Here is a 12415-nt window from a genome sequence, read left to right on the forward strand (position 1 = left end):
CCAGTCCATGGCCCGCGATCATTTGCTGAGGGGCAATCTCAGGTCAATCGCGTTAGCGGCGCTCTGTTTTGATCAGGTTCTGCTCCCTACAATCCGTCCACATCTTGAGCTCAGCCCAAGCGTCAAGGAGGACGAATGGCGGGGCTTTCTACCCCTCATCAGATCGACCATCCCTCAACCTTCGCAGCCGCAGTCCTGACAGATGACAATCGCCTCATCGTGATGGTCGTCGCGGCCGTCGCGCTCGCGGCCCTCGTCGTCGCCGGGGTCCTGGTACGCCAGGTACTCGCGGCAGGCGAGGGCACCGACAGCATGAAGAAGATCGCGGCGGCGGTGCAGGAAGGCGCGAACGCCTACCTCGGCCGGCAGCTGCGCACACTCGGCGTATTCGCCGTCGCGGTGTTCTTCCTGCTCATGCTCCTGCCCGCGGACGACTGGAATCAGCGCGCCGGACGATCGATCTTCTTCTTGATCGGCGCGGCGTTCTCGGCGACCACCGGCTATATCGGCATGTGGCTCGCCGTACGCAGCAATGTGCGCGTTGCCGCCGCCGCCCGAGAAGCCACCCCGGCACCGGGCGAGCCGGAAAAGGATCTCACCGCCGTCTCGCACAAAGCCATGAAGATCGCTTTCCGCACGGGCGGCGTCGTCGGCATGTTCACGGTGGGGCTCGGCCTTCTGGGCGCCTCCTGTGTGGTGCTCGTCTACGCGGCCGACGCGCCGAAGGTGCTCGAAGGATTCGGACTCGGCGCCGCCCTGATCGCGATGTTCATGCGCGTCGGCGGCGGCATCTTCACCAAGGCCGCCGACGTCGGCGCCGACCTGGTCGGCAAGGTCGAACAGGGCATTCCGGAGGACGATCCGCGCAATGCCGCGACCATCGCCGACAACGTGGGCGACAACGTCGGCGACTGCGCCGGTATGGCCGCCGACCTCTTCGAGTCGTACGCCGTCACGCTCGTCGCCGCGCTGATCCTCGGCAAGGTGGCGTTCGGCGACTCCGGGCTCGCCTTCCCGCTGATCGTTCCGGCCATCGGCGTCGTGACGGCCATGATCGGCATCTTCGCGGTGGCGCCGCGCCGCGCCGACCGCAGCGGCATGAGCGCCATCAACCGCGGCTTCTTCATCTCCGCGGTCATCTCGCTGGTGCTCGTGGCCGCCGCCGTCTACGTCTACCTGCCGTCCTCGTACGCGCAGCTGGACGGCGTCACGGACGGGGCGATCGCGGCCCACGGCGGCGATCCGCGGGTTCTCGCGCTCGTCGCCGTGGCCATCGGCATCGTCATGGCCGCCCTGATCCAGCAACTGACCGGCTACTTCACCGAGACCACCCGGCGTCCCGTCAAGGACATCGGCAAGACCTCGCTGACGGGTCCGGCGACCGTCGTCCTGGCCGGCATTTCCATCGGCCTCGAATCGGCTGTCTACACCGCGCTGCTGATCGGGCTCGGCGTGTACGGGGCGTTCCTGCTCGGCGGTACGTCGATCATGCTCGCCCTCTTCGCGGTCGCCCTGGCGGGCACGGGCCTGCTGACCACGGTCGGCGTCATCGTCGCCATGGACACCTTCGGCCCCGTCTCCGACAACGCGCAGGGCATCGCGGAGATGTCCGGTGACGTCGAGGGAGCGGGCGCGCAGGTGCTCACCGACCTCGACGCCGTCGGCAACACCACCAAGGCCATCACCAAGGGCATCGCCATCGCGACCGCCGTCCTCGCGGCGGCGGCGCTCTTCGGCTCGTACCGCGACGCCATCGCCACCGCGGCCAAGGACGTCGGCGAGAAACTCGGCGACGGCGCTCCGATGAACCTGGTCATGGACATCTCGCAGCCCAACAACCTGGTCGGCCTGATCCTCGGCGCCGCGGTCGTCTTCCTCTTCTCGGGGCTGGCGATCAACGCGGTGTCACGGTCGGCCGGGGCCGTGGTCTACGAAGTGCGGCGGCAGTTCCGCGAGCACCCCGGGATCATGGACTACACCGAGAAGCCGGAGTACGGGCGCGTCGTCGACATCTGCACCAAGGACGCGCTGCGCGAGCTGGCCACACCGGGTCTGCTCGCCGTGCTCACGCCGATCGCGGTCGGCTTCTCGCTCGGCGTCGGTGCCCTCGGCTCGTTCCTGGCGGGAGCGATCGGCACGGGCACGCTGATGGCGGTCTTCCTCGCCAATTCCGGCGGCGCCTGGGACAACGCGAAGAAGCTCGTCGAAGACGGCCACCACGGCGGCAAGGGCAGCGAGGCCCACGCCGCGGTCGTGATCGGCGACACCGTCGGCGACCCGTTCAAGGACACCGCCGGCCCGGCGATCAACCCCCTGCTGAAGGTGATGAACCTGGTGGCGCTGCTCATCGCGCCGGCCGTCATCAACTTCAGCTACGGGGACAACGCCAGCGTCGGCATGCGGGTACTGATCGCGGGGCTCTCCATCGCGGTCATCATCGGCGCGGTCTACGTCTCCAAGCGGCGGGGCATCGCCGTCGGGGACGAGGGCAACGCCGAGCGGACGGCCAAGTCGGTCGACCCGGCGGTCGTTTCGTAACGCCGGTTCGGATCACCGTCCAACACGCGGGCGGACGGCGCACTTTGATGCGCCGTCCGCCCGCTGTCGTGCGGGCGCCCCGACGACCGTTCGGCGTACGCGGGAAGCCGTGAGCCTTCTCTCGCGCTCTGTGCCGACCCTCCCTTGGTGCAAATGGCTGCAATAGCGGTTGTAACGGACCCCCGGCATGCGTTTGTCGCTCGTTTGGCGTGTAAGTTCCGGGGCCGAGAGCCATGGAAGGGACCAATCCGGTGAACAAGAAGCTTGCAGCCGCACTGTCCGGCGGTGCGGTACTGGTACTCGCTCTGTCCGGGTGCAGCAGCGACGACGACGGTGACAAGAAGCTGGACGACTGGGCCAAGAAGGTCTGTGACTCCGTCCAGCCGCAGTCGAAGAAGATCGCGGACGCCAACGCCGCGATCCAGAAGGAGACCTCCGACAACAGCTCGCCGGCCGACGTCCAGAAGACCGACTCCAAGGCGTTCCAGGACATGTCCGACGCCTACAAGGCGATGGGTGCCTCCGTGAAGCGCGCTGGCGCGCCGCCGGTGGACGACGGACAGAAGAAGACCGACGACGCCGTCAAGGAACTCAACGCCATCTCCAAGTCGTACGAGGACCTGAAGAAGCAGGTCGACGGCCTGGACACCAAGAACCAGGCGGACTTCGCGGACGGCCTCAAGGACGTCGCGGGCGAGCTGGACAAGCTGAGCAAGAGCGGCAACGAAGCGCTGGAGAAGCTACAGGAGGGGGACGTCGGCAAGGCGATGGCCAAGCAGGACAGCTGCAAGAGCGCGTCCGCCACGCCGTCCACCAAGAGCTGACAAGAGCTGACGGCCTGCCACCTCATGGCCGTACGTTCCTCCCTCGCGGACCCAGTCGCCCCCGGCGCCCATGGCGGCACCGGGGGCGTCGGCATGAGCCGCGGGCCACAATGGGGGGCGTGAGTAACGCCAGCCTCCCCCTGCCCTCATCCGACCGCGCCGATGTGGCGGCCTCCCTGCGCCGGGCCCTGCTCGACGCCGACTTCACCGCCGACGGACTCCTCGAACTGCTCGGCGCCTCCGCGTACGCCGCGCTCGCCCGCAGCGAGACCGTGCCCGCGCTGCGGGCCACCCGCGCGGACGGTGTCCTCGCGGCGCTCGTACGCCTGTTCCTGCTCCAGGAAACCGTGCCGCACGCGCGCGTGGCGGATGTTCTGCCTCTCGACGCCCTCCTGGAGAGCGGTTGGCTGGTCGAGGGGGGCGGGGAGCTGCGGGCCACCGTGGACGTGCGGCCCTACGGAGGGCCGAACGGCGAGGACTGGTTCATCGTCTCCGACCTGGGCTGCGCGGTGGGCGGCGCCGGCGGCATCGGCAGCCATGACGAGGGCGTCGTCCTCGGGGTCGGCGGCGCCTCCACGACGCTCGCCGGGCTCACCGTGCGCACGCCCGCCGACAGCGCGCTCGATCTCGGCACCGGCTCCGGCATCCAGGCCCTGCACGCGGCCCAGCACGCCACGCGCGTGACGGCGACCGACCTCAATCCGCGCGCTCTGGAGTTCACCCGGCTGACGCTGGCCCTGTCCGGGGCCCCGGAGGCGGACCTGCGCGAGGGCTCGCTCTTCGAGCCGGTGGGCGAGGAGACGTACGACCTGATCGTGTCGAACCCGCCCTTCGTGATCTCCCCGGGGGCCCGGCTCACCTACCGGGACGGCGGGATGGGCGGGGACGATCTGTGCCGCACGCTCGTTCAGGAGACGGGGGCACGGCTGAACGAAGGGGGGTACGCGCACTTCCTGGCCAACTGGCAGCACGTGGACGGAGAGGAGTGGCAGGACCGGCTGCGCTCCTGGGTGCCGCGCGGCTGCGACGCCTGGATCGTGCAGCGCGAGGTGCAGGACATCACGCAGTACGCCGAGCTGTGGCTGCGCGACGCGGGGGACCACCGCGAGGACCCCACGCGGTACGCGGCGCGGTACGAGGCGTGGCTGGACGAGTTCGAGGCGCGCGGGACGCGGGCCGTCGGCTTCGGCTGGATCACGCTCAGGAAGACCGGCGCCGCCGAGCCGTCCATCACCGTCGAGGAGTGGCCGCACCCCGTCGAGCAGCCCCTCGGCGAGACGGTGCGGGAGTTCTTCGACCGGCAGGACTACCTGCGTACGCACGACGACGCGGCGCTGCTCGCCGCGCACTTCAAGCTCGCGGACGAGGTCGTGCAGGAGCAGGTCGGGCTGCCGGGCGCCGAGGACCCGGAGCACGTGGTGCTGCGCCAGCACCGGGGGATGCGGCGGGCCACCAAGGTGGACACGGTGGGCGCCGGGTTCGCGGGTGTGTGCGACGGGTCGCTGAGCGCCGGGCGGATCCTGGACGCCATCGCCCAACTGGTGGGTGAGGACCCCGTGTTGCTGCGGGACCGGACGCCCGCGCAGCTCAGGCTCCTCGTGGAGCAGGGCTTCCTGCTGCCCGTCCAGGCCTAAGGCTTGGCCCGCCGCCCCCGGCGGGGTGGTGAAACCGGCCAACATCTCGTACTGATCCGGTAATTCGGGTATGGGCGGCCGGGTGAGCGGGCCGCCGGACGTTCACCCCGATTTCGCGCTCCCGATTCCCGCGCGTGCCAGCCTGCGGACCAGGGCCGCGCGGGGAGCGCCGAGCGGAGCGCCGTACGGGGAGGCAAGGGCCATGGAGAGCGCACCAGCGATTTTCGCCGGAACGGTGTTCGCGCTGTTCGGCGCCGCACTGCTGCTGTGGACCGGGGTGCGGGCCGCCCGCCACGAGCCTGTCGCCCAGGGTGTGAGCCCCGTCGCATCGGCGACGCTCGCCGCGCTCGCGGGTTCCGGGGCGCTGCTGCTCGGCGTGTGGTGTTTCACGCGGCTGTGAAGCCGACGCGCCGCGGCCTGCGGACCCTCTCCTTCCGGTGAGGCGGGGCGTCGCTTTTCGGCGGGGGGGTCGGCCGGGGTTCGGCGGGTGTTCGGCAGGGGTCCGGCGGTGGTTCGACGGCGGCTCGGCGGTGGTTCGTCAGGGGGCGGAGCGTCGCGCTCCGGTCAAGGGGCGGCCGTGCCGCAGTGGGCCACCGGGCCGTACTCGGGTGGCCCGGGAGGTCGTACAGAGGTAGCGGCCCTGCCGTGCTCCGGCGCGGCGGAGGGGTTTGTTCCGCGGTGATCGAGGAACCCACTCCGGCGCGGCCCGGGAGCCCGTCGCGGTGATCGCCCCGGTCCGGCGCGGCCGCGCCTCCCGCCGGGCGCCGAAACGGCAGGTCGCCACTCCGGGCGGCAGGAATGGCGGTAGTCGGGTTACCGTTCGAGTGGCCGTTGCGGGCTTTTCCCGTTTGACACGGGGGCGGGATGTACCGTCACACTCCGCAGCGACAGCGCAACGCAGGCCATGCGAGCACGCCACCGCACTGTCACGAGCACTGCGACCAAGTGGTGCCACCGCGCACTGCCACCGACGTTCGACCGGAGAGAAGAGCGAAGTTGTCCCCGACCAGCGAGACCGCACAGGGCGGCCGCCGACTCGTCATCGTCGAGTCGCCTGCCAAGGCGAAGACGATCAAGAGCTACCTCGGCCCCGGCTACGTAGTCGAGGCCAGCGTCGGGCACATCCGCGACCTCCCCAACGGCGCCGCGGAGGTGCCCGAGAAGTACACCGGCGAGGTGCGCCGCCTCGGCGTGGACGTCGAGCACGACTTCGCGCCCGTCTATGTCGTCAACGCCGACAAGAAGGCGCAGGTCAAGAAGCTCAAGGACCTGCTGAAGGACTCCGACGAACTCTTCCTCGCCACCGATGAGGACCGCGAGGGCGAAGCCATCGCGTGGCACCTCCTTGAGGTCCTGAAGCCCAAGGTCCCCGTCCACCGGATGGTCTTCCACGAGATCACCAAGGACGCGATCCGCAGCGCCGTCGCCAACCCGCGCGAGCTCAACAAGCGCATGGTCGACGCCCAGGAGACCCGCCGTATCCTCGACCGCCTCTATGGCTACGAGGTCTCGCCGGTCCTGTGGAAGAAGGTCATGCCGCGCCTGTCGGCCGGCCGCGTCCAGTCCGTGGCCACCCGCCTTGTCGTCGAACGGGAGCGCGAGCGCATCGCCTTCCGCTCCGCCGAGTACTGGGACCTGACCGGCACCTTCGGCACCGGCCGTGCCGGTGACGCCTCCGACCCCTCGCAGCTGGTCGCCCGCCTCACCACGGTCGACGGCAAGCGCATCGCACAGGGCCGCGACTTCGACTCCGTCGGGCAGCTCAAGGCGGGCAGCGCGGGCACCCTGCACCTGGACGAGGCGAACGCCCGCACGCTGGCCGCCGCGCTCCAGGACACGAACTTCTCCGTACGGTCCGTCGAGTCCAAGCCGTACCGCCGCTCGCCGTACGCCCCCTTCCGTACGACGACGATGCAGCAGGAGGCGAGCCGCAAGCTCGGCTTCGGCGCGAAGGCGACCATGCAGGTGGCCCAGAAGCTGTACGAGAACGGCTTCATCACCTACATGCGTACGGACTCCACGACCCTCTCCGACACGGCCGTCACGGCGGCCCGCGCGCAGGTCACGCAGCTTTACGGCAGCGACTACCTCCCGGACAAGCCGCGCACGTACGCCGGCAAGGTCAAGAACGCGCAGGAGGCGCACGAGGCGATCCGCCCCTCGGGCGACCGTTTCCGTACGCCCGCCGAGACCGGCCTGACCGGTGACCAGTTCCGGCTCTACGAACTGATCTGGAAGCGGACCGTCGCCTCCCAGATGAAGGACGCGACCGGGAACTCCGTCACCGTCAAGATCGGCGGCCGGGCGAGCGACGGCCGGGACGCCGAGTTCAGCGCGTCCGGCAAGACCATCACCTTCCACGGCTTCCTCAAGGCCTACGTCGAGGGCGCCGACGACCCGAACGCCGAACTGGACGACCGCGAGCGCAGGCTCCCGCAGGTCAACGAGGGCGACGCGCTCTCCGCCGACGGGATGTCGGTGGACGGCCACGCCACCAAGCCGCCGGCCCGCTACACCGAGGCCTCGCTGGTCAAGGAGCTCGAAGAGCGCGAGATCGGCCGCCCGTCGACGTACGCGTCGATCCTCGGGACGATCCTCGACCGCGGTTACGTCTTCAAGAAGGGGACGGCACTCGTTCCCTCCTTCCTGTCGTTCGCCGTCGTCAACCTCCTGGAGAAGCACTTCGGGCGGCTCGTCGACTACGACTTCACCGCCAGGATGGAGGACGACCTCGACCGCATCGCGCGCGGCGAGGCACAGGCCGTGCCGTGGCTGCGGCGCTTCTACTTCGGTGAGGGCGAGCCCTCCGGAGGCGCCGCCGACGCGGGCAACGGCGACGGCGACCACCTGGGCGGCCTCAAGGAACTCGTCACCGACCTCGGTGCCATCGACGCCCGTGAGGTCTCCTCCTTCCCGGTCGGCGACGGCATCATGCTGCGCGTCGGCCGCTACGGCCCCTACATCGAGCGCGGCGAGCGCGACTCCGAGGAGCACCAGCGGGCCGACGTCCCCGAGGACCTGGCGCCGGACGAGCTGACCGTCGCGTACGCGGAGGAACTGCTCGCCAAGCCGAGCGGCGACTTCGAGCTGGGCGCCGACCCGGTCTCCGGCAACCAGATCGTCGCCAAGGACGGCCGCTACGGCCCGTACGTCACCGAGATCCTCCCCGAGGGCACCCCGAAGACCGGCAAGAACGCGGTCAAGCCGCGCACGGCCTCGCTCTTCAAGTCCATGTCGCTCGACACGGTCACCCTTGAGGACGCGCTGAAGCTGATGTCGCTGCCGCGCGTCGTCGGCACCGACGCCGAGGGCGTCGAGATCACCGCGCAGAACGGCCGGTACGGCCCGTATCTGAAGAAGGGCACCGACTCGCGCTCCATCGAGAGCGAGGAGCAGCTCTTCACGATCACGCTGGAAGAGGCCCTGGAGATCTACTCCAAGCCGAAGCAGCGCGGTCGCGCCGCGGCGAAGCCGCCGCTGAAGGAGCTGGGCGAGGACCCGGTCAGCGGGAAGCCGGTCGTCGTCAAGGACGGCCGCTTCGGGGCGTATGTCACGGACGGCGAGACGAACGCGACGCTGCGGGCGGCGGACTCGGTCGAGGACATCACTCCGGAGCGGGGCTACGAACTGCTCGCGGAGAAGCGGGCCAAGGCGCCGGCGAAGAAGACCGCCAAGAAGGCCGCGAAGAAGGCGCCCGCAAAGAAGGCTGCCGCCAAGAAGACGGTTGCTACGAAAACAGCCGCCAAGAAGACGGCCGCTAAGACCACCGCCAAGAAGACGACTGCCACGAAGACGACGGCTAAGAAGACGACGGCTAAGAAGACGACGGCTAAGAAGACGACTGCTAAGGCGGCCGCTTCCAGTACGGCCTCTGCTTCGGAGGACTGACGCCTCCCGTGCCGGGCGTTTGATGCAGCGCGCACCGGGTGCCTGATTGACCGGCACCCGGTGCGGTCGTTTGTTCGGGTGGGGAGGAGTGGGAGGTGGCGCGTCCGGATAGGCTGGACGGATGACGCGTGCCGAGCAGCCAACGGCCGGAAACCCGGCCCCCGACGAAGCCCTGGTCGCAGATTCCCGAGAGCGTGCCGTCCGCGCCTTGCTGCGCGTACCGCAGCTGAAGCGGTTGTGGAGCGCACAGCTCGTCGGCGGTGTCGGCGACGCGCTCGCCCTGCTCGTCCTGGTGATTCTCGCCCTCCAGTCCGCCATCGCGGAAGGCGCCTTCGGAGGCGGCTACCGCGGCGTGGCCTTCGCCGTCACCGCCGTCTTCGGAGCGCGCGTCCTCGCCACGCTCCTCTTCGGAGCGGTACTGCTGGGCCCGCTGACCTCCCTCACATCACCGGGCGGCCCCCTCGACCGGCGCTGGACCATGGTCGGCGCCGACGGCGTGCGCGCCGCCCTGCTGGTCGTCGCCCCGCTGTGGATCGACTGGACCCCGGACAACGCCCTCGCGGTGCTCCTGGTGACCTCCTTCGTGGTCGGTGTCGCCGAGCGGTTCTGGACGGTCTCACGGGAGAGCGCCGCGCCCGCCCTGCTGCCCGCGCCGCCCCTGGAGGGCGCGACGGTGCGGCCCCTGCCGGACCACATGGACGCGCTGCGGCGCCTGTCCCTGCGTACGGGTTTTGTGGCGCTGCCCCTCGCGGCCGCCGTGCTCGTCGCGATCACGCTCGTCGGCAACCTCCTGGGCGCCGGGCTCGACTGGTTCGCGGAGCACCAGGCGGGACTCGCCTCGTTCGTCGCCGCCGGGCTGTACGCCGGGTCGCTCTCCATCGTGTACTTCCTGCGGTTTCCCGGTACGCCGACGCCACGCGCGCGTAGCCCGCTCGAAGGCCTGCGCAGGCCCCGCAACGGCACCGGCACCGACAAGGGCCGCACCGGAGCCATCCCGCTGTTCGTCACGGCCTGCGCCGCCGTCGCCGCCGCCATCGCCGCGGCCGTCGCCGTCGCCGTGCTGCACGCCAAGGACCTCGGCGGCGGGCCCGTCACGTACGGCCTGATCGTCCTCGCCCTGACCGGCGGCACCGTCGTCGGCATCCGTACTGCGCCGTCCCTGCTGACCTCGCTCTCCCGCCGTCGGCTGCTCGCGCTCGCGATCGCCCTCACCGGCGTCGCGCTGCTCGCCGCGGGCCTCGTGCCCGACGTGACGACCGTCCTGCTGCTCCTGGCCCTCGCCGGTGTCGCCGCGGGCGTCGCCGCGAACATCGGGCACTCCCTCCTCGACCAGGAGGTCGAGGACTACCGCAGGGCCCGCACCACGGAGCACCTCCAGGCCGTCGTACGCCTCGTCGTCGCGCTGAGCGTGCTGGTGGCCCCGGTGGTCGCCGCCCTGATCGGGCCGCACCGCATGGTCAACGGCAAGTTCGTCTTCGACCACGGAGGCGCCGCCTTCACGCTGATGCTGGTCGGCGCGCTGCTGCTGCCGGTGGCCGCGCTGGTCCTCGCCAAGGCCGACGACCGGCAGGGCGTGCCCCTGCGGCACGACCTGCGGGACGCGCTGCGCGGCGACGACCCGGTGCAGGCGCCCTCCGCCAGCGGCTTCTTCATCGTCCTGGAGGGCGGTGACGGCGCGGGGAAGTCCACCCAGGCCGAGGCGCTCGCCGAGTGGATCCGCGCCAAGGGCCACGAGGTCGTCGTCACGCGCGAGCCGGGGGCGACGCCCGTCGGCAAGCGGCTGCGGTCGATCCTCCTCGACGTCTCGTCGGCCGGGCTCTCGCACCGCGCCGAGGCGCTCCTGTACGCAGCCGACCGCGCCGAGCACGTCGACACGGTCGTACGGCCCGCCCTGGAGCGCGGTGCCGTCGTCATCTCCGACCGCTACATCGACTCGTCCGTCGCCTACCAGGGCGCGGGCCGCGATCTGTCGCCGACCGAGGTCGCCCGCATCAACCGCTGGGCGACCGGTGGCCTCGTACCGCATCTGACCTGCCTGCTCGACGTGTCGCCCGAGGCCGCCCGCGAACGGTTCACCGAGGCGCCCGACCGGCTGGAGTCGGAGCCCGCCGAGTTCCACGCGCGCGTGCGGTCCGGTTTCCTCACGCTCGCCGCCGCCGACCCGGGCCGCTACCTCGTCGTCGACGCCTCGCAGGAGCCGGAGGCGGTCACGACCGTGATCCGGCACCGGCTCGACCTGGTGCTGCCGCTCTCCGAGGCCGAGGTGAAGGCCCAGGAAGAGGCCCGCAAGGCCGCCGAGGAGGAGGCGCGGCGCAAGGCCGAGGAAGAGGCCGCGCGCAAGGCCGAGGAGGAGCGCCTGGAGCGTGAGCGCCAGGCGCAGCTCGCCAAGCTCCGCGCCGAGGAGGAGGAGCGCAAGCGGCGCGAGCTGGAGGAGGCCCAGCGCCGCGAGGCCGAGCGGCAGGCCGAGGAGGCCAGGAAGCGTGCCGAGGAGGCCCGCCGCAAGGCCGAGGAGGAGAAGGCCAGGCTGCTCGCCGAGGAGAAGGTCAGGGCTGCCGAGGAGGAGCGGCGCCGCCGGGAGGCCGAGGAAGAGGCGCGGCGGCGGGCCGAGGCGGAGAAGCGCCGCCTGGAGAAGCAGCGGAAGGCCGAGGAGGCGTTGCTGCGGGCGGAGGAGGCGCGGAGGATGGCCGCGGCGGCTGCGGAGGCGGCTGCGGCGCCGGTGGCGCCTGTTACGCCGGTGGCGCCTGTTCCGTCAGTTACGCCGGTTACGCCTGTTGCACCTGCGCCGGGCAAGTCGGCGGGGGCGGCTGTGGCTGCCGGGGCGCCTGGGGCAGCCGGGGCTGCCGGGGCAACGGCGGACTCTGCGTCGGCTGCGGGCTCTGGGGCTTCGAAGGGCGTCGGGTTGTCGAAGGCTTCGGGGAAGTCGGCGGGGTCTGCGTCCGCAGGGTTCGAGTCCGCGGGGGCCGAGTCGTCCGCGGCGCCCAGGCCACCCGTGCCGCCCGTACCGTCCGTGCCGGACAACGAGACCACCGTGCCCACGCCGGTCGTGGCGCCACCGCCCTCCGGAGCGGCCGACGAGACCGCTGTGTTGCCGCAGGTGCGGCCCGACGGTCCGGGGTCGGAGGACACCGCGGTGCTGCCGCAGCCGCCCGTTCCGGGGGCCACGGATGACACCGCCGTCCTGCCGGCCGTCCGCGAGGACCGCGCGGACCTCGACGGCAAGGTGCCGCCGGGCTACTTCCGGGACGAGCGCCCGGCGACCCCCGAGAGCGCCAATGAGCGCACCCGGGAGCTGCCCCAGATCGACGAGCAAGGCGTACCGGTGCGGTCCCGGCCCGACTGGGCCGAGGAGACGCCGCAGGACGGCATGCCGACTCTGGCGGACGAACTGCTGGGTTCGCACGAGGACGACGCCGATGTGGACGCCGACTTGGACCACGGCGACGGTGGCGGCGGCGACGCCAGGCGAGGGCGCCGGGGAGGCCGTCGGCGTTGACACACCGCCGTCGGAACGTGAACACCGGAGCCGGTCCG

The 12415-nt window shown here is 71.2% G+C and carries 6 protein-coding genes; all 6 read left to right on the forward strand.

The window, feature by feature from the left end:
* The first annotated feature begins 135 nt into the window (after positions 1-135).
* The 6 genes from ACOBQB_RS30425 (at position 136) to tmk (ending at position 12377) form a co-directional block, all read left to right on the forward strand.
* Entirely contained in the window at positions 136-2538 is a 2403-nt protein-coding gene (locus ACOBQB_RS30425) for a sodium-translocating pyrophosphatase (RefSeq protein ID WP_423596191.1), read from the forward strand.
* A gap of 233 nt (positions 2539-2771) precedes the next feature.
* Positions 2772-3362, forward strand: a complete 591-nt coding sequence (locus ACOBQB_RS30430; protein WP_423596193.1) for a small secreted protein — start codon at positions 2772-2774, stop codon at positions 3360-3362.
* A 110-nt stretch (positions 3363-3472) separates the two neighbouring features.
* On the forward strand, positions 3473-4996 hold the full coding sequence (locus tag ACOBQB_RS30435) for a DUF7059 domain-containing protein (RefSeq protein WP_423596195.1): 1524 nt from the start codon (positions 3473-3475) through the stop codon (positions 4994-4996).
* 202 nt (positions 4997-5198) lie between these two features.
* Positions 5199-5396, forward strand: a complete 198-nt coding sequence (locus ACOBQB_RS30440) for a hypothetical protein (RefSeq protein WP_423596197.1) — start codon at positions 5199-5201, stop codon at positions 5394-5396.
* Positions 5397-5992: 596 nt separating this feature from the next.
* Positions 5993-8884: a type I DNA topoisomerase gene (gene topA, locus ACOBQB_RS30445; protein WP_423596199.1), complete on the forward strand. Its 2892-nt coding sequence runs from the start codon at positions 5993-5995 to the stop codon at positions 8882-8884.
* Positions 8885-9005: 121 nt separating this feature from the next.
* Positions 9006-12377, forward strand: coding sequence for a dTMP kinase (gene tmk, locus ACOBQB_RS30450; protein ID WP_423596201.1), 3372 nt, complete (start codon positions 9006-9008; stop codon positions 12375-12377).
* The last annotated feature ends 38 nt before the right edge of the window (positions 12378-12415 follow it).

It is taken from the genome of Streptomyces sp. G5(2025) (assembly GCF_049542075.1).
Classification (GTDB): Bacteria; Actinomycetota; Actinomycetes; order Streptomycetales; family Streptomycetaceae; genus Streptomyces.